20 protein-coding genes are annotated in these 18,274 nt (G+C 69.1%); 4 read left to right on the plus strand and 16 right to left on the minus strand.

What is annotated here, in order from left to right; genetic code table 11:
- Positions 1-98: 98 nt before the first annotated feature.
- Together IFU30_RS17925 and dapA are read right to left on the minus strand one after the other, a co-directional pair.
- Positions 99-1,775 carry a ribonuclease J gene (locus IFU30_RS17925; protein WP_064294449.1) on the minus strand — a complete coding sequence of 559 codons (1,677 nt, stop codon included), beginning with the start codon at positions 1,773-1,775 and terminating at the stop codon, positions 99-101.
- 20 nt (positions 1,776-1,795) lie between these two features.
- Positions 1,796-2,773 (minus strand): 4-hydroxy-tetrahydrodipicolinate synthase, encoded by a 978-nt coding sequence (gene dapA, locus IFU30_RS17930; protein WP_124769516.1) that lies wholly within the window; start codon positions 2,771-2,773, stop codon positions 1,796-1,798.
- 108 nt (positions 2,774-2,881) lie between these two features.
- On the opposite strand from dapA, the gene IFU30_RS17935 reads away from it, so the two are divergent.
- The 4 genes from IFU30_RS17935 to IFU30_RS17950 all read left to right on the plus strand — a co-directional run bounded on the left by IFU30_RS17935 (position 2,882) and on the right by IFU30_RS17950 (position 5,297).
- Positions 2,882-3,316 (plus strand): thioredoxin family protein, encoded by a 435-nt coding sequence (locus IFU30_RS17935; protein WP_192006556.1) that lies wholly within the window; start codon positions 2,882-2,884, stop codon positions 3,314-3,316.
- A complete protein-coding gene (locus IFU30_RS17940; RefSeq protein ID WP_192006557.1) occupies positions 3,313-3,813 on the plus strand; it encodes a DUF4395 domain-containing protein in 501 nt (166 codons plus the stop codon). The genes IFU30_RS17935 and IFU30_RS17940 overlap by 4 nt, the downstream gene beginning before the upstream one ends.
- A 128-nt stretch (positions 3,814-3,941) precedes the next feature.
- Positions 3,942-4,367, plus strand: coding sequence for an OsmC family peroxiredoxin (locus IFU30_RS17945; protein WP_079707096.1), 426 nt, complete (start codon positions 3,942-3,944; stop codon positions 4,365-4,367).
- Between the two features lie 39 nt (positions 4,368-4,406).
- The gene (locus IFU30_RS17950; RefSeq protein ID WP_192006559.1) at positions 4,407-5,297 is read left to right on the plus strand and encodes a TIGR01777 family oxidoreductase; all 891 of its coding nucleotides are present in this window, start codon (positions 4,407-4,409) and stop codon (positions 5,295-5,297) included.
- Positions 5,298-5,320: 23 nt separating this feature from the next.
- Here IFU30_RS17950 and IFU30_RS17955 read toward each other — a convergent pair whose 3' ends face one another.
- The 14 genes from IFU30_RS17955 to IFU30_RS18020 form a co-directional block, all read right to left on the minus strand.
- Positions 5,321-5,743 carry a hypothetical protein gene (locus tag IFU30_RS17955; RefSeq protein ID WP_197977658.1) on the minus strand — a complete coding sequence of 141 codons (423 nt, stop codon included), beginning with the start codon at positions 5,741-5,743 and terminating at the stop codon, positions 5,321-5,323.
- A gap of 11 nt (positions 5,744-5,754) precedes the next feature.
- Complete coding sequence (gene dapB, locus IFU30_RS17960) at positions 5,755-6,573, minus strand: 4-hydroxy-tetrahydrodipicolinate reductase (protein WP_159879073.1); 819 nt, start codon at positions 6,571-6,573, stop codon at positions 5,755-5,757.
- 73 nt (positions 6,574-6,646) lie between these two features.
- Positions 6,647-7,249, minus strand: a complete 603-nt coding sequence (locus IFU30_RS17965; RefSeq protein WP_071262315.1) for a histidine phosphatase family protein — start codon at positions 7,247-7,249, stop codon at positions 6,647-6,649.
- Positions 7,250-8,617 (minus strand): M16 family metallopeptidase, encoded by a 1,368-nt coding sequence (locus IFU30_RS17970; RefSeq protein ID WP_124769523.1) that lies wholly within the window; start codon positions 8,615-8,617, stop codon positions 7,250-7,252.
- Positions 8,618-8,687: 70 nt separating this feature from the next.
- The gene (locus tag IFU30_RS17975; RefSeq protein ID WP_079002693.1) at positions 8,688-9,767 is read right to left on the minus strand and encodes an aldo/keto reductase; all 1,080 of its coding nucleotides are present in this window, start codon (positions 9,765-9,767) and stop codon (positions 8,688-8,690) included.
- A 194-nt stretch (positions 9,768-9,961) separates the two neighbouring features.
- A complete protein-coding gene (locus IFU30_RS17980; protein ID WP_192006560.1) occupies positions 9,962-11,041 on the minus strand; it encodes a hypothetical protein in 1,080 nt (359 codons plus the stop codon).
- Positions 11,038-11,640, minus strand: coding sequence for an ATP-binding cassette domain-containing protein (locus tag IFU30_RS17985; protein ID WP_159879079.1), 603 nt, complete (start codon positions 11,638-11,640; stop codon positions 11,038-11,040). The genes IFU30_RS17980 and IFU30_RS17985 overlap by 4 nt, the downstream gene beginning before the upstream one ends.
- Complete coding sequence (locus IFU30_RS17990; RefSeq protein ID WP_192006563.1) at positions 11,631-12,641, minus strand: peptidoglycan-binding domain-containing protein; 1,011 nt, start codon at positions 12,639-12,641, stop codon at positions 11,631-11,633. The genes IFU30_RS17985 and IFU30_RS17990 overlap by 10 nt, the downstream gene beginning before the upstream one ends.
- Positions 12,642-12,681: 40 nt before the next feature.
- Positions 12,682-13,272 (minus strand): hypothetical protein, encoded by a 591-nt coding sequence (locus IFU30_RS17995; RefSeq protein WP_192006565.1) that lies wholly within the window; start codon positions 13,270-13,272, stop codon positions 12,682-12,684.
- Complete coding sequence (locus tag IFU30_RS18000) at positions 13,265-13,525, minus strand: hypothetical protein (protein ID WP_124769527.1); 261 nt, start codon at positions 13,523-13,525, stop codon at positions 13,265-13,267. Before IFU30_RS18000 ends, IFU30_RS17995 begins: the two co-directional genes overlap by 8 nt.
- Before the next feature lie 129 nt (positions 13,526-13,654).
- Entirely contained in the window at positions 13,655-14,497 is an 843-nt protein-coding gene (locus tag IFU30_RS18005) for an aldolase/citrate lyase family protein (protein ID WP_192006567.1), read from the minus strand.
- Positions 14,494-14,991, minus strand: coding sequence for a MaoC family dehydratase (locus tag IFU30_RS18010; RefSeq protein WP_137243786.1), 498 nt, complete (start codon positions 14,989-14,991; stop codon positions 14,494-14,496). Before IFU30_RS18010 ends, IFU30_RS18005 begins: the two co-directional genes overlap by 4 nt.
- Positions 14,992-14,998: 7 nt before the next feature.
- Positions 14,999-16,165, minus strand: a complete 1,167-nt coding sequence (locus IFU30_RS18015) for an acyl-CoA dehydrogenase family protein (RefSeq protein ID WP_064294458.1) — start codon at positions 16,163-16,165, stop codon at positions 14,999-15,001.
- A complete protein-coding gene (locus tag IFU30_RS18020; protein WP_192006569.1) occupies positions 16,162-18,273 on the minus strand; it encodes an acetyl/propionyl/methylcrotonyl-CoA carboxylase subunit alpha in 2,112 nt (703 codons plus the stop codon). Before IFU30_RS18020 ends, IFU30_RS18015 begins: the two co-directional genes overlap by 4 nt.
- Between the last annotated feature and the right edge of the window lies 1 nt (position 18,274).

Below are 18,274 nucleotides of genomic sequence, written 5' to 3' on the forward strand. Positions count from 1 at the left end.
ATTCCAAGGTAGCAACGCGGAAGGCGGCCGGACATCACCCTCGCGAATGATGTTCGACCGCCTCCTGGCGGGTGGGACCGAGCGGACCCGACCCGTGATCAGGCCTCGATGACGAGCGGGACGATCATCGGGCGGCGACGGAAGGACGTGTTGACCCAGCGGCCGACGGTCCGACGGATCACCTGCGACAGCGCGTGCGTGTCGCGGACGCCGTTCTCCGCCGCCTCGGCGAGTGCCTTGGCGACCTTCGGCTTGATGTCGGCGAAGACCTTGTCATCCTCGGCGAAGCCCTTCGCGTGCACCTCGGGGCCGGAGATGATGTGCCCGGTCTTCGAGTCGACGACGACGATGACCGAGATGAAGCCCTCCTCCGCCAGGATGCGACGGTCCTTGAGGTCGGCGTCGGTGATCTCGCCGACGGTCGAGCCGTCGACGTAGACGAGCCCAACGTCGAGCTGGCCGACGACCTTCGCGACGCCGTCCTTCAGGTCGATGACGATGCCGTCCTCGCCGATGAAGGTGTTCTGCGCCGGGACACCGCTGTCGATCGCGAGCTTCTGGTTCGCGACGAGGTGACGGTACTCGCCGTGGACCGGGAGCACGTTCTTCGGCTGGAGGATGTTGTAGCAGTAGAGCAGCTCACCGGCGGCTGCGTGACCGGAGACGTGGACCTTCGCGTTGCCCTTGTGGACGACGGTGGCGCCGAGCTTCGTCAAGCCGTCGATGACCCGGTAGACCGCGTTCTCGTTGCCCGGGATGAGGCTCGAGGCGAGGATGACGGTGTCGCCCGGGCCCGGCTCGATCGCGTGGTCGAGGTTCGCCATCCGACTGAGGACGGCCATCGGCTCGCCCTGTGACCCGGTCGACATGTAGACGATCTTGTCCTCGGGGAGGTCCTTCGCCTTCTTGTAGTCGATGAGCAGGCCCTCGGGGACGTTCAGGTACCCGAGGTCGGCTGCGATCCCCATGTTGCGCACCATGGAACGACCGAGGAACGCGACCCGGCGGCCGTGGGCGTGAGCCGCGTCGAGGACCTGCTGGACGCGGTGCACGTGACTCGAGAAGCTCGCGACGATGACACGGCGCTCGGACTTCGCGATGACCTGGTCGAGGACCGGCCCGATGGACCGCTCGAGCGGTGTGAAGCCCGGCACGTCGGCGTTCGTCGAGTCGACGAGGAAGAGGTCGACGCCTTCTTCACCGAGGCGGGCGAAGGCGCGGAGGTCCGTCAGGCGGCCGTCGAGCGGCAGCTGATCCATCTTGAAGTCACCGGTCACGAGGACGGTGCCGGCGTCAGTGTCGATGAACACCGCGAGCGCGTCCGGGATCGAGTGGTTGACCGCGACGAACTCGAGGTCGAACGGCCCCAGCGCCTCGATCTGGCCCTCCTTCACCGGCAGGGTGTAGGGGACGATGCGGTGCTCCTTGAGCTTCGCCTCGATGAGCGCGAGCGTCAGGCCGGAACCGATCAGCGGGATGTCCTTGCGGAGCTTCAGGAGGTACGGCACGGCGCCGATGTGGTCCTCGTGACCGTGCGTGAGCACGACGCCGACGATGTCGTCGAGCCGGTCCTTGATGGAGGTGAAGTCGGGCAGGATCAGGTCGACGCCCGGCTGGTGCTCTTCGGGGAAGAGCACGCCGCAGTCGACGATCAGGATCTTGCCGTCGATCTCGAAGCAGGTCATGTTCCTGCCGATCTCGCCGAGTCCTCCGATGGGGATGACGCGGAGCGTCCCCGGCTCGAGGACTGGCGGATCGATGATGGTATTGGGCATGTAGCCCCCCTCTGGTTTGTCTAGCGAGTCGTACCGGCGACCTTGGGCAGCGCGCCACCGGCGGCGGCGTTGCGGTCTGGCCGGAAGTTGCGGAAGTCGACGCCTGGGATGTCCTTCACCAGGTCGATCTCATCCTCGATCTGCGCGGCCTCCCACTCCTCCGGACCGACCAGCGGTAGACGTACCCGCGGGCTCTGGATCCGGCCGAGGCCGTGCAAGATGTATTTGGCGGCGACGGTGCCGGGGACGTGGGTCATGACCGCGCGCACGAGGGGCTCGAGCTGCCGGTGCGCCGCGGTGGCCGCGGCGAGGTCGCCGGAGTTCACCGCGTCGACCATGTGTCGGTAGGGCGTCGGCGCGATGTTGGCCGTGACGCCGATGAGGCCGGTGCCACCGATGGCGAGCGTCGGCAGGGCGTTGGCGTCGTCGCCCGCGAAGTACATGAGGTCCGTCTGGTTCATGACCCGGCTCACCTCGCTGAGGTCGCCCTTGGCGTCCTTCACCGCGAGGATGTTCGGGTGCTTGGCCGCGCGCAGGATCGTCTCGTAGGTGATGGGGATGCCGGTTCGCCCCGGGATGTCGTAGAGGATGACGGGCAGATCCGTGGAGTCGGCGATCATGCGGAAGTGGGTCAGCACGCCGGCCTGGGTGGGCTTGTTGTAGTACGGGGTGACGATCATGTTGCCGTCGGCACCAGCCTGCTCGCTCTTCTTCGCGAGCTCGATCGCGTGGGCCGTCTCGTTGGAGCCACCACCGGTGATGATCTTCGCGCGCCCGCCCGCGACGGCTTTGCCGACCTCGACGAGCTTGACCTTCTCCGGGTCCGTCAGCGTGGACGTCTCACCCGTGGTGCCGGTGACGACGATGCCGTCGGCCCCCGCGGTCACGACGTCGTCGATGTGTCGCTCGACGGCCTTCCAGTCGACCTCGCCGTCGGCGGTGAACGGCGTCACCAGGGCGACGAGGACTTGACCGAAGGGGTTCTCTGCACGCGACACCCTCTCAGGCTATCGGGTTTCCCTCTTGCGGGTCACCACCCGCACGGCCGTCACCTCGCGTCACACGGGCTCAGGGACCGGCACCCGGAACCTATGCTGACGGACACCATGTCCCCGCTGCCCGCCCTCTCGCTGATCCTCGTCCTCGTTCTGTCCGCGACGGCGGTGGGTCTGGTCGTGCGTGCACGGAGCGGGCGTGCGTCGCACCGCACCGACGGGGACCGACTCTCGTCGGCGGCACTCGGGACGACCGCTCCGCTCGGCCGATCGGCGACCCTGGTGCAGTTCAGCACCGAGTTCTGTGCGCAGTGTCCCGGGACCAGACGACTACTGCACGAGCTGGCCGACGGGGAGCCGGGTGTGGGCGTCCTCGACGTCGACCTGACCCACCGTCCCGACCTCGCCGACCGTTTCTCCGTCCTGCAGACGCCCACCGTCCTCCTCCTCGACCGCGTGGGGATCGTGCGCGGTCGGTTCTCCGGGGCCGCACGCCGTGCGGTGCTCGCCGGCGAGCTCCAGTCCGTCCTCGGGAGACCAGCATGACCTCGAACCCGCCAGCAGCCCCGCCGACCGGCATCGACCCGCGCAGCCCGCGGTTCGGTGCGACCATCACCGCCGTGCTCCTCCTCGTCGCCGTCTTCCTCGCGCTGACGGCGCCGTTCGCCGACACGCTGGCCGCGCGGGCAGTCCAACCGGCCTTCGTCCTCCTCGTCGTCATCGCGGCGCTGTTCGCGTGGGGCGCGTTCGCCGGGATCCGACGTCACCCGTACGGTGTCGTCTTCCGGCGCCTCATCCGTCCGAGACTCGGCCCGCCCGTCGAACTCGAGGCACCCGAACCACCGACCTTCGCGCAAGGCGTCGGGCTGGTGGTGGTCGCGATCGGACTCGTGCTGCACCTCATCGGGGTGCCGGGATCCCTCGTCGTCTCCGCCGGTGCAGCGTTCGTCGCCGCCTTCCTCAACGCGGCGTTCGGGTTCTGCCTCGGCTGCCGCCTGTATGTGATCCTCCTCCGCGCCCGCGTCGTCGGACGACAGGCGTGACGGTGGCCTGCAGCACCTGACGACACCGTTTGTCGACGGGGTGACCACCCAGGTCGATCCGGTTAGGCTGACCCCACGAACACCAGCGCCGATGCGCTCCTGCACGGCCCGACGATGGAGGTTGCACCATGGCGGTAACAAGCGAAGCCACGACGGTCTGGAACGGCACGCTCTTCGAGGGATCCGGGCACACGAGCCTCGACACCTCCGAGGCGGCCGAGTTCGCCGTCGACTGGAAGGCACGCTCGGAGGGATCCAACACGACGACGACCCCCGAGGAACTGCTCGGGGCTGCTCACGCCTCCTGCTACTCGATGGCGTTCGCCAACGAACTCACGAGCGCCGGATTCCCGCCGGAGCGCATCCAGGCGACCGCGGCGGTCTCCTTCACCCCCGGCACCGGCATCACCGGCAGCCACCTGCTCGTCAGCGCGGTCGTACCCGGCATCTCCGAGGCCGACTTCGAGCGCATCGCCACGGCGGCGAAGGAGGGTTGCCCGGTCTCGCAGGCGCTCGCCGGCATCCCGATCACCCTCGAAGCCAGCCTCGCGTAACCACCACCGTCCAGCAGCACGAGCAGGAAGGCGACGCGCATGCGCATCGTGATCGGCGGAGCCTCCGGGCTCATCGGAACGGCGCTCGGGCGCTCCCTCGAGACCGACGGCCATGACGTCGTCCGGCTCGTACGACGTCCGGCGCGTGGTGCCGGAGAAGCGGAGTGGGATCCGCTGGCAGGCGTGCTGGATCCAGCGGTCCTGAGCGGCGCCGACGCGGTCGTCAACCTCTCCGGTGCCTCCCTCGGCAAGCTGCCGTGGACGGCGGCCTACCGGTCCACGATCCTCTGGTCACGACTCAGCGCCACCCGGACACTCGTCGACGCCATGAACCGGGCGGAGCAGCCACCGGCCGCCTTCCTCAGTGGTTCGGCGGTCGGGTACTACGGCGACCGTCCCGGAGAGACCCTCACGGAGGACTCCTCCAGAGGGGCCGGATACCTCGCCGACGTCGTCGTCGCCTGGGAGGACTCGGCGCTCGCGGCGCCCGACGCCGTCCGCACCGTGCTGCTCCGCAACGGTATCGTCGTCGACCTGGCAGGCGTGCTCAAGCCGCTGGCACCGCTCACCCGGTTCGGGGTCGCCGGTCCGCTCGGTTCGGGCCGCCAGTTCTGGCCGTGGATCGGGCTGCAGGACGAGGTCCGGGCGATCACCCACCTCCTGACCTCGACGCTCTCCGGACCGGTGAACCTGTGCGGTCCGCAGGCCGCCCGTGCCGACGACCTCATGTTCGAGCTCGCCAGACGGATGAACCGGCCCTATCTGCTCCGCGTCCCGAAGTTCGCCCTCAAGGCGCTCCTCGGCCACGCCGCCGACGGACTGCTGCTGAGCGATCAGCGCGTCGAACCTCGTCGGCTCCTGGACGACGGCTTCACGTTCAGCACGCCGACCGTCGAGCAGGCGTTGGCCGAAGCACTCGCCCGGGACTGAACGACGGGACGCCGCCGCTCCGGTCAGCTCCGCGAGAGCCGGATCGCCTGCCGGATGGCCTGCCGTGCTCGGCGGCGGTCTCCGGCACCGTCGTAGACGAGTCCGAGTCGGTACCAGGATCGCCAGTCGTCGGGAGCGGCCTCGGCCGCGTCACGGTACTTCGGGAACAGCTCGTCTGCGGCATCACGCATCGGCCGGCCGCTCTCGCGGGTCTCGACCTGCTCGGGCGGAAGGCCGCCCTCGGCCTCGAGGCGGACGCCGAGGCGCTCGGCGCCCAACCCGAAGGCGATCTCGCGCCAGAGCGCCCAGACGCCGAGGATCGGCAGGACGACGAGCGCCGCACCCATGGCGATGCCGACAGGTTCGCCCGTGCCGAGGAGGACGACGGCACGGTACCCGACGAGGACGATGTAGAGGACGAGCAGGGCCGCGATGATCGCGACCATGACGCGGGTCTTCACAGGGCGCTGGCCGCCGCGGCTTGGCCGGAGACGTGCTCGGGCGCCCCCTGGGCGGGCCGCCGACCCGCCGGCCCTGGGCGATCGAGTCCGAGGTCGAGCAGACTGTCGAGACCGACGGTGACCCCCTGGGCGTCGCGGGCGGCCACGAGGGCGAGCCGGATGCCCCGCTCGTAGGACGCGGGCGAGATCGTGTCGTGCGTGATCGTGACGAGTTCGTCGACGCCACCGAACACGACCTCCTGGCGGGCGACGACACCCTGGAGCCGCAGGCTGTGGATAGGGATGCTCGAGACCTGCTGTCCCCTCGCCCGCTGGTCGGTGTGCGGAGCGGCGACGGGCCCACGGTCGCCACGAGCGGCCATCATCAGCTCGGCGGTGCGCACGGCGGTCCCGGAGGGCGAGTCCACCTTCGTGTCGCGGTGGGACTCGATGATCTCGATCGAGTCGAAGAAGCGGGCCGCGACGGTCGCCAGACTCGTCGACAGGACGGACCCCAGCGAGAAGTTGGGGATGATGACGACGCCCTGCTCGGGCAGCTCGGCGAGCCGGCGGTCGAGTCGCTGGATACGCTCGGCCGACCAACCGCTCGTCCCGACGAGCACGTTGATGCCCTGAGCGACGGCGTGGTCGACGATCCGCTGGCTGACACCCGGGACCGTGACGTCGACGACGAGGTCCGCCCCGTCCATCTCGCTCAGCTCGCTCGACGAACCGAGCGACGCGACCAGCTCGAAGTCGTCGAGTGAACCGATGATGCTGGTGAACAGTCGGCCCATCTTGCCGCTCGCGCCGGCCAGCGCCACTCGTGTCGTCATGCCCTCAGCTTACGTGTTGCCCGCGCGCGCCGTCCTCGGGCGGAGGCCTGCCGATCTGCTCCCCCGCCGCCGACTAGACGATGTGCGGCTCGGGAAGACCCGTGCGGAGCTCCATGGGGAGGTGCGCGAGGTCGTTGTGGGTGATGAGGCTCCACGGACGCCCGGCGCGCTGGTGCAGCACCGTCAGTCCGCCGTTGGCCTGGTTGATGCTCACCCAGCGCCATGCGGGCGCCTGGAGCGCCTCGCGGACGAGCCACCCGATGACGAAGTTGTGCGTGATGAGCAGCTCGTGATGGTCACCGCGCTTCGGCGAGAGGAACTCGGCGGCGGCGTCGGCCATCTGCGCCTCGCCCGCCTCGATCTCCGCCTCGGTGATCGAGCCGAAGAAGGGGTCGAACGCCGACGGCGTCTCCGGTGTGCGACCGCTCGGGACGCAGTCGAAGAGCAGTGACGACGGCTCCGGTGTGACCGCCGGCATCCGCTCGGCGATGATCTGGGCGGTCTCCGCGGCACGCTGCAACGGCGAGTGCCACGCCGCGGTCATCGGGACACCGCCGAGGCGCTCCGCGAGCAGCTGTGCCTGACGCCGACCGCGTGCCGACAGTGGTCCGTCGGGCAAGCCGTGCTCAGCGTGCTGCTGCTCGCCGTGTCTGACGAGATACAGGTAATGGGACATTCAACGCACCCCCGCGATGATCGGAGCGAAGGTGTCCTCGTCGACGGCTCCGACCGCCGACACCGTGATGGGCTGCGCGGCGAGGTGCTGCGCGAGCTGCTGGACGTCGTCCTGACCGACGGACTGCAGGCGACGGATGCTCTCGTCGAGGTCGATGAACTCGCCGAGGGTCAGCTCCGCTCGACCGAGGCGGCTCATACGCGAGTCCGAATCCTCCAGCGCCAGCGCCGAGGCGCCGCTCAGCTGACCGAGCGCGCGCGACAACTCCTCGTCCGTCACACCGTGCTCGGCGAGCCGGTGGAGCTCGGCGAGCATGAGCTCGGCCACGGTCGCCGCCTTCGCCGTGGAGCAGGCGGCAGCGAGGCCGAAGACGCCGGCGTCCGAGTAGCTGCCGGCGAACGAGTACACGGAGTAGGCGAGCCCGCGCCGTTCTCGGATCTCCTGGAACAGGCGGCTGGACATGCCGCCGCCGAGGATGGAGTTGAGCATGCTCATGGCGAATCGTCGCTCGTCGCCCGCGATGAGGCCCGCTCCGCCGATCTGCAGGTGGACCTGCTCGGTGGGTCGGTGCACGACCGAGAGCGGCGATCCGCCGACGACGGCAGCAGGAGCGAGGGTCCGACGCGCGACCGGTGCGGCCACCGCGTCCGCCGGCCAGCCCGCTTGCACGAGCGCCCCCGACACCTGGGCGACGAGCGCGTCGTGGTCGACGGCGCCGGCCGCCGTCACGATGACGTCGTTCGCGCGGTAGTTGGCTCGGTAGTGCGCCACGACGGCGTCCCGGCCGACCTCGATGATCGACTGCGGGTGACCGCCGATGGGACGCCCGAGCGGGTGCTCGCCGAGCACGCGCTCGAAGAACCGTTCGTTGGCGACGTCCCCTGGATCGTCGTCCATCATCGCGAGCTCTTCGAGGATGACGCCGCGTTCGTTCTCGAACTCCTCCGGGTCGAGTAGCGAGGAGGTGAGCATGTCGGTGATGACGTCCACCGCCATCGGCAGGTCGCGATCGCGCACCTTGGCGTAGTAGCAGGTGTGCTCCTTGGCCGTGAGCGCGTTGTGCTCGCCGCCGACGGCGTCGAAGGCGACCGCGATGTCGAGGGCGGAACGCGACGGCGTGCCCTTGAACAGGAGGTGCTCCAGGAAGTGCGTCGAGCCGAAGGTCGCCGGTCGATCGGCGGTCGCCGGTTGTTCGTCGCGGGAGCCGACGGCCACCCAGTAGCCGATCGTCGCGCTGCGGCTGCCCGGCATGTGTTCGCTCAGGATCCGCAGCCCGTTGGGCAGGACCGTCCGGCGGACGAGCGCGTCCCCGGATGCGGTGAACGCGAGCTCGGGACGAGTGAGCGGAAAGTCGACGGCGGCGTTCATCACCCCAACCATACGTCAGGTTCCCGGGCGTCGCGCGCGAGCGACCGTGCGCAGGCGACCGCCGGTCGACTCAGCGCAAGCGACCGGAGACGCGGTCGAGCTCGAGGATCTGCCCACGGCTCAGCCGCACGTCGGCCGCCGCGATGAGCGAGTCGACGTGAGCCGGCTGGGACGCGCTCGCGATGGGCGCGACGACGCCGGGACGTGACATGGCCCAGGCGAGCGCCGCCGAGGCGACCGTGCAGCGGTTCTCCTCCGCGATCTCGTCGAGGACGTGCAGGACCCGCAGTCCACGGCGGTGGAGATGGGTAGCGGCGCGACTGCCGCGGGTGCTCGGGTCGAGGTCGGAACGAGTGCGGTAGCGGCCCGTCAGGAAGCCGTTCGCGAGGGCGAAGTAGGGCAGGACACCGAGGTGCTGGGCCGTCGCGACGAGCGCGAGGGTGCTCTCGTACGGCTCCCGGTGCATGAGGCTGTAGTGCGTCTCGAGCGCGACGAACTGGGTGAAGCCGCTCGCCGAGAGGATCCGCGCCTCCATCAGCCGTTCAGGGGTCGTGTTCGAGGTGCCGAGGTAGCGGACCTTGCCGGTCTCGATCAACCAGTCGACCGTCCCGAGGCTGTCGGCCAACGGGATGCTCGGGTCGTCGTCGTGGAAGGACAGCAGGTCGATGTGGTCGGTCTGCAACCGTTCGAGCGCCGCCTCGACCGCGCGGATGATGCTCACCGAGCCGAGACCCGGGTAGTCGGGGTGCCGGCCGATCTTCGTCGCGACGACCATGTCGTCCCGGTTGCGGCGCTTCCGCATCCAGTTGCCGATGAGGATCTCGCTGCGTCCGCCCGCGTAGCTGTCGGCGGTGTCCACCATGTTGCCGCCGGAGTCGTGGAACCGGTCGAGAATGTCCGATGTCGTGTCGGGGTCGACGGTCCACCCGAACACGCTGCCGCCGAGCACGACCGGGAAGACCGACAACTCGGAGTCGCCGATCGTGCGCCTCGGTGCTTCAGAGGGCTCGGGGTCCTGGACGGGCGTCGGGAAGGACGGGTGCGGGACGAGCTGCTCGGGACGCCGACTCGCGTCGTCGTCGACGCCGTCCGCTGCTCCGCCGACGAGAGAACTGCCACGGGTGCTCGACGAGCGCCAGAGGTGTGGCATCCCCTGCCCCTCTCTCGGTCCGCCGACCGGTGACGCGCTGCACCGTCGGGATCCGTGCGTGGAGCGACGGGCCGGTGCTTGCTCACCAGGCTAGAGGAGACCGGCGACTTCGGCTGGACGACATCACGACCGGGTGGCAACTGATTCGTAACGATTCCCCTTTCCACCCGGGGCGGCCCTTCAACGGGGCGACATCACCGTTCCTTGAAGTACCGGAAGAGCTGCTCCTCCTTCGTGAGCGCCACCCCGCCGATCACTCCGCACAGGACGGCGGGCACGGCGACCACGGCTGGTCGGATCGCGATCCCAGCGACCACTCCAAGGCCTTCCTGGGGCGCGATCTCCAGGAGCAGCAGGATGGCGGACACCGCCATCACTGCAGCGCCGACGGCCCAGCAGAGTGTTTCGCAGACGAGTTGCAGCACCTGCGACCCGACCGGCACCCCTGCATGACGCGCGGATGCCAATTCGATGCGGCGGGTTCGGGTCGCGACGAACCCGATTGCGGCGGCGATGACGATTCCGACGAGCGGCGCGAATCGAGAGAGACGCTCGGCGTACCGCGCGGCGCCGTCGAAGTGTGCGCCGAGCGTGCTGTTGAGCTGCGCGAGCCGGGGCGGCGATGCATCCGTTGCCCCAGCCCCTGGGAGGAGGACGGTGCGCAGCGCATCGGTCGACGATTGCGACTGCGGCCAGGTGTCGATCCAACATTCGTCGAACGGTCCGATCGCCGCTGTCGGAGCAATGAGCGCGTATCCGAGGCCAGGCCGGCGGCCGTCCTCCGCGGAGGTAAAAACGGCTCCGACCTCGACCGTGCCGCTCATCAACGGGAGCTTGTCACTGGCATCGAGTTCGAGGGCCTCTGCGAGCGCGGCCGAGACGAGCACGCCACGGTGGGGGCGCGGCGTATCGAGCGCAACGAAACCGGAGAAACCCGGACTGGCCTCGAACGTCGGTACGGACGAACTCGGAAGCGCCAGCAGGCGTTCGTTCTCAGTCGACGGCCTCATGGCTCCCGCAGCGTCGATGCCTGGGATCGTCGTGAGCCGGTCGCAGGCTGGCCCGTCGATCTGTTGGGGGGCGATGTAGACCAGGGTCGCCCCACCCGCACGTCGGTAGACGTCGGCAGCAGTCAGGAGTTGGGACATCGTGCCGATCTCAGCCAAGCCCAGCACAAGGACGGCGGCGAACAACACACAACCGAGCATCGTCGCCTTCGTCGTGCCGGACTGCACGTCGAGCGCTGCTTCTCGGAGGGTCGATGCCCACCTCATCGCGCTGCACCGAGTGCGATCTCGTCCGTGCATGCATCGCGCGTGCGCTCATCGTGCGTCGCGATGACGACGATGGTCCCGTCGGATGCGATCGACCCGATCGCCTCGTTCACTGAGACGGCCGTGCGCTGGTCCAGCTGAGCGGTCGGCTCGTCCACTAGCAACAGGTGGGGATGCGTCGCAAGTGCGCGGGCGAGCATCAGGCGCTGCGCTTCCCCGCCCGAGAGGTGTCGAAACTGACGCAGGCTGACTGCGGCGAGACCCACCGTCTCCAGGTCGGCGAACGCGCTCTGCCAAGCATGGTCGTGATCCGCGCCGCGCGCGAGGTAAGGGAGCGCGACGTGGTCGAGAGCAGTCCGTCTCGCAACTCCGTGCGGATTCTGGAACACCCAACTGGTCACCGCGACGTCCTCGCGCACGATCACACCCTTCGTCGGGCGCAGCCAGCCGGCGAGCAGACTGAGCAACGTGCTCTTGCCCGAACCGGATGGCCCGGTCACCGCGTACACGCACCCCGGTACCAAGCGGAACGAGAGGTCTTCAAACAGCCAGTCGCCCTGTGGGAAGCGCAGGGACAGGCCCTCGGCCGTCAACCGCATGGTCGACCGGGAGGGAGCCGAACATCGACTACCACGACCTCGGCGTCTGCTGGCACAACGACGTAGCTCTGACCGAGACCTGATCCGACGACCTCGACGACGACGGTGTGACCGGCACTGGAGATACACCCCGTCGAACCGTCTAGTCCGAAGACCGCAGCGGGTGGCACGGTGGTCACCGTCACCGGCGATGCGAGCTCAAGGTCGACGATGAAGTCCGTGCCATCGTCCGCTGCAACCCAGGCTGCGAATTCAGACGACCGGCCGAGTTCGTGAAGTGCTGCAGGATCCGCGATGGCCCCCTGATCGTCCACCGCAACCCGGACTTCGCCGGCGACGATGACCCGTGGGCCAGGAGCGAGCGTGTCAGGTAGCGCGGCGACACGTGCATTGGCGATGACCGGCGGCGCAACGAACAGCGCGTCATCCGGCGCGACGGATGCACCGAGAACTGTCGGACAGCTCGTGATCGCCGTCGCAGGTGCGGGGATCCAGACGAACGCCTCCCGAGGTATGACGCTCCAGTCGCTGCTGTCCACGCCGTTGCGCTGCGCGAGGTCGCGAGCCGCGCGCAGGGTCAGAGGGCCGAACTCGCCGTCGGCATCCAGCGAGTAGCCCAGTCGATTCAGCTCGGTTTGGAGGCCTCTGACATCGCTTCCGACGGAGTCCGGTCCGAGGTCCCGCCACAGCGGCGCGCCCGACGCGAGGTAGACCAGGGACCGCCCGTTGATCGCTATGCCCGATTCACCGGACTGCGCCTCGCCGCCGACTGCGCAGCTCGTCCGCGTGATGAATCCGCCTACCGGCGTGACGATCTCACCCTGCGACTGGGTCTCAAAAGCGAGCGTGACGCTGCGTACGTCGAGGTACTTCGTACTGGTCACGGGTACCTCGCCTACCGGGACCGCCCCGCCGATCGCCGGCGGCGCAGCCTCGGGACGAGCGACCCCGACGACCGTCACCCCGAGGAGAGCTCCCAGCACGAGCAGCGAGGGGATCATGAGCCACACGGACGGCGGAAGCCGACGACGAGCGCGGTCGTCATTCAAGGAGACCCAATGGGTCGCGGATGCAGGACCCGAACACTGGGTCATCGTTGTCGAATGGGAGTGATTCCTGCTTCGCATCTGAGGCGAGGTCCTCGCCGGAGTACCCGGGTTCGACGAGCCCCGCATCGACCAGACATGCCGCGATGATGGCGTCTTCATCGCGCGCATCCGGATTGCGGGCAAGATCGCGGCGCAGACTGCTGACCGCGTAGAAGTCCGGCGTGCACGCGTCCAGCGCTGCGTCCGAAGCGGCGTCCGGCTTCGGCATGTCTGGGAGCGCGATCGCGCCGTACGCATCGTCGAGCGTCACCCTCACTCCCCTGTCCTGCATGCAGCCGATAAACGCGTCGCTGGTCTCCGCCCATTCGGCGTCGGAGATCGCACCATCCTCGAGGATCGCTCGGACAACGTCACTGCCAGCTCGATATGTGTCCGCGAACTCCGACGCCCACGGTCCCGTGAACTCCGGCACGTCTCCGGCACTCCCGGCAACGATGTCTGACGGTCCGAAGTCTGCGGCGCACCCGTTCGACGCGAACAACATGAGCGCTGCGAATACGGGGACGGTCCAGAGCCTACGCATTGCGGTAGGAGTAACCCGTCGCACCATCCCAACACAGCTGCTGTTTGGACCACTGCCCGGCGCGAGCGGGATTCCCGAGATGTGTACTCGACCCGAACGAAACGTGCACGATATTCAGGCACGTGGCGTTCTTCCCCTGCCACATGCTCAGATTGTCGACCCTGCAGGCAGCCTGCGCTGGAGCCGCGGCAGTCAGCGATACGCCCGTGACCAGAGCCGCCATCGCGACAAGACCGAACAGCTTCTTTTTCATCTCAACCCCCGTTGTTCCTGAAACGGCAGCCTATTGAGATAGGCCGCCGTCGGCCCGATTTCGAGCCAGGTCCAACATATCCAAAATATAAGATATGAGCAGTCGGCATTTTTGGGGACGGGGCAAGGCTCAGCTCCCAGAAACCTCCCCGGCACGCGCGAGAAGTGCGCGTGCGTGCCTCAGGAGCGGCTCGTCGACCATGCGCCCGGCATGCCGGAAGGCGCCGATGCGGTCGGCGGCAGCCGCCAGTAGCTCCCTCGCCGCGCGCACTGCCTCGGGGTCCGGACGGTAAGCGGCCTGGATGATCGGGACCTGCGCGGGATGGATGCACGCCGTCGCGACGAAGCCGACCGCACTCGCATCCTCCGCCTCTACCGCAAGCGACGCTTGGTCAGTGAGGTCGAGATGGACGGCATCGATCGCGGCGACACCGGCGGCCCCCGCTGCGAGCAGGACGTGCGATCGAGCGGCGCCCACGACGTCGCGGTAGCGTCCGTCAGAGCGCCTGCTGCTCGTGCCGCCGAGTGACGCCACCAGGTCCTCAGCGCCCCACATCACGGCGACGACCGAGTCGTGCGCGACGATCGATTCGGCGCGCACGACTCCGGCGGCCGTCTCGCATAGCGCGACGATCGCAACCCCCGGCAGGGCGCGGGCCAGGTCGTCGAGCTGCGCGACGCTCTCGGTCTTCGCGAGCATCACCGTTCGATAAGCCGTTGTCGCCACGGCGGCGACGTCGGCCGCGAAGTCCGGGCCATCCGCTGGATTCACCCGCACGATCGTCAGGAGCGGGTCCAACGGATGCTCCACCATCGCTACGCGACCGATCGCCTTGCGCGCCGCATCGACGGCGTCCTCGAGATCGAGGATGACGGCATCCGCACGCTCGGCCGCTTTCGCGAAGCGATCCGGACGGTCTGCTGGGACGAAGAGGATCGCCGGCCCCAGGTCGAACGCCGCGGCGCCGGTCACGATGCACCCGAGCACTGGACGAGCGTGCTCCTGGTCGCGGTCGCGACGACGACGCCGTCCTGGTTCCGACCCGTGTGGAGCAGGGTGACGACACCCTCGCCCGGCCTTGACGACGACAACCGTTTCGCCGTCACGAGCGTCTCGGCGTACAGCGTGTCGCCGTGGCGCATCGGGTTCGGGAAGGCGATGTCGGTGAAGCCCAGGTTCGCGACGATCGTCTGCTCGGTGAGCTGCGCGACCGACAGCCCCACGAGCGTCGAGAGGGTCAGCATCGAGTTCACGAGCCGTTCCCCGAAGGGCCCGGTCGCAGACCACGCGGCATCCACGTGCAGTGATTGCCCGTTCATCGTGAGGGTCGAGAACAGGACGTTGTCGGCTTCCGTGAGGGTGCGCCCGGGGCGATGGCGGTAGGTCGCACCCACCACGAACTCCTCGAAGTACAGACCTCGCTGCTCGATCACGGGGCCGGACGACGTCTCGGATGAGTCGGTCATCATGAGCTCACGACGCGAAGCCGAGTTCGCGGGCGATGATCATGAGCTGCACCTCAGTGGTGCCCTCACCGATCTCGAGGATCTTCGAGTCCCGGTAGTGCCGCGCCACCGGGTTCTCGTTGAGGAACCCGTAGCCGCCGAAGATCTGGGTCGCGTCACGGGCGTTGTCCATCGCGGCCTCCCCGGCGACCATCTTCGCGATGGAGGCCTCCATCTTGTAGGGCGCTCCCCGGAGCATGCGCGACGCGGCGTCGTAGTAGGCCTGCCTGGCGGTGTGGACCCGAGCCTGCATCTTCGCGATCCGGAAGGCGATCCACTGGTTGTCACCGATCGCCCGACCGAACACGACCCGCTCCTTGGCGTAGCGGATCGCCTCCTCGAGGCAGCCCTGGGCCGCTCCGACGGCGAGCGCGGCCACGGCGATCCGTCCACCGTCGAGCGCCGTGAGGAAGTTGGCGTACCCGCGCCCGCGTTCGCCGAGCAGGTTACCCTCCGGCACGCGGACGTCCTCGAACCGCAGCGGGTGGGTGTCGGAGGTGTGCCACCCGACCTTGTCGTAGGGCGGTAGCGCGGTGAAGCCCGGCGTCGGGACCGGCACGAGGATCGACGACAACTCCTTCGTCACCCGGCCGTCGGATCGGACCCGCTCCCCCGTGACGGCCGTGACCGTCACGAGACGGGTGATCTCGCTCCCGGAGTTGGTGATGAACTGCTTCGTGCCGTTGATCACCCACTCACCGTCGACGAGCTCGGCGGTGGTCTCCGTCGCGCCTGCATCACTGCCGGCACGCGCCTCGGTGAGGCCGAACGCGGCGAGCGCCTGCCCGCTCGCGAGCTGCGGGATCCATTCCTCGCGCTGGGCGTCGGTGCCGTACAGGTAGATCGGCATGGCTCCGAGGCCGACGCCGGCCTCGAGGGTGACGCCGATGCTCTGGTCGACGCGTCCGAGCTGCTCGACGGCGAGGCAGAGCGCGAAGTAGTCCATCCCCCCGCCGCCGAGTTCCTTCGGGAACGGCAGCCCGAAGAGTCCCAGCTCCCCCATCTGCGCGATGATGTCGTACGGCAGACGCCGTTCCGTGTCGTACTGATAGGCGGCGGGCGCGACGACCTCGTCGGCGAACGCCTTGACCGTGTCGACGATCCGCTGGTGCTCGGGGCTGAGCTCGGTGTTCATGCTGATGCTCCGTTCGTGGGTGCTGCATCGGTTGGGGCTGCGTTGAGGTGTGCTGCGACGGGGTCTGCGGCGATCGTCGCGACCGACTGACGGGTGGCGACCGTGCCACCCGTGGCGACGTGGAGGGTGACCGTGCCGTCGGTCGTGGCGGTGAGGAGGTGCTCCATCTTCATCGCTTCGACGGTGACCAGCGGCTGACCGGCGGTGACGGCGTCGCCGCTCGTGACGTGCACGGCCGTGACGGTGCCGGGCATCGGCGTCCGCACCTCCGGATCGACCGCACCGGCCGCAGTCGGATCCCCGCCGGCTGGGAGCGCCCCACGCGGGACCACCTCGACCAGACTGATGGCACCGTCGAGCGCGATCCATCGTTCGTCCCCCACGCGGACGGTCTCCAACGGGGTGCTGACACCGTCGTGCTCGAACCGCAGGGTGCCGTCCGACCGGCTGAGGACCGCGGCCCGGGTCGGTGCCGCGTCATCGACGGAGACGCTCGCGTCGTCGTTCGACCCACGCACCTCGATGCGGACGATGCGTCCGTCCTCAAGACGCAGGTGCTGTCGCGTCGGTGCTGCCGCGCCGAGGCGCCACCCACCCGGATCCGACCACGGCGTCCCGAGGCCGGCGGTCCGCGCTGCGGCCTCGAATCGTCGGTCGTCCGTTTCGGCGAGCGCCACTGCGGTCAGGACCCGCTCGGATGTCGCGGCGGACGGGCTGTCGTCGAGCAGGTCGGCGATGAGACCGGTGTGCAGTCGTCCCGCGACGACGTCCTCGTCGGCGAGGAGCCGCCGGAGGAAGCCGAGGTTCGTGCGGACACCGAAGACCACCGTCGCCGCGAGCGCTGCGTCGAGTCGCCGGAGCGCGGTCTCGCGATCCTCGGCCCAGCACACGATCTTCGCGAGCATGGGGTCGTACCAGGGGCCGACGAACTGCCCGGCGACGATGCCGCCGTCGACGCGGACGCCCGGCCCCTGCGGCAGACGCACCCGCTCGAGCACCCCGGTCTGGGGCAGGAAGCCGCTCGACGGGTCCTCCGCGTACAGCCGTGCTTCCACCGCGTGACCACGCAGGACGACGTCGTCCTGCGTCATCGTCAGCGGTTCACCGGCGGCGACGCGCACCTGCCACTCCACGAGGTCGAGCCCCGTGACGAGCTCGGTGACCGGATGCTCCACCTGCAACCGCGTGTTCATCTCGAGGAAGGCGAACTCGTCGGGTCGGTCGTCGGCGACGAGGAACTCGACGGTCCCCACCCCTCGGTAGCCGACGCTCCGGGCGACCGTGCAGGCCGCCTCGCCGAGTCGCGCCCGCTGCCCGTCGTCGATGAGCGGCGACGGGGACTCCTCCACCACCTTCTGGTGCCGACGCTGGAGCGAGCACTCACGCTCCCCGAGGTGCACGACCGCACCGTGGGCGTCCGCGAGCACCTGCACCTCGATGTGCCGGGGTCTCGTGACGAACCGCTCGAGGAGGAGCGTGGCGTCGCCGAAGGCCGCCTCGGCCACCCGGTGCGCGGAGGCGATGGCCGATGGGAGCTCCTCGGCGCGCTCCACCACCTGCATCCCCTTGCCGCCGCCACCGCCCGCCGGCTTGACGATGAGCGGGAAGCCGATGGCGACGCCGGCACGGACGAGCGCGTCGTCGTCGAGCGAGGCGTCGGCGACGCCCTCGATGATCGGGACGCCTCGAGCCGCGACGTGGTCCTTCGCCCGGATCTTGTCGCCCATGAGGACCAGGGCGCGCTCGTCCGGTCCGATGAAGACGATCCCGGCAGCGGCGAGCGCCCTCGCGAGCGCGGGTTGTTCGGACAGGAAGCCGTAGCCCGGGTGCACCGCCTCGGCCCCGGTCGTGACGGCGGCCCGGACGACGGCGTCGACGTCGAGGTAGCTGTCCGCGGCGGGCGCGGGTCCCAGGCGGACGGCGCGGTCCGCGAGCCGGACATGCGGGGCGTCGCGGTCAGCGTCGCTGAAGACCGCGATGCTCTCGATGTCCATCGCTGTGAGCGTGCGGATCACACGACAGGCGATCTCGCCGCGGTTCGCGACGAGGACGGAGCGGAAGGGACGCGCGGATGCGTGGCCCGGCCGGTTCGGTGTCTGGATCGTCATG

It is taken from the genome of Plantibacter sp. CFBP 8798, assembly GCF_014841195.1.
Classification (GTDB): Bacteria; Actinomycetota; Actinomycetes; order Actinomycetales; family Microbacteriaceae; genus Plantibacter; species Plantibacter auratus.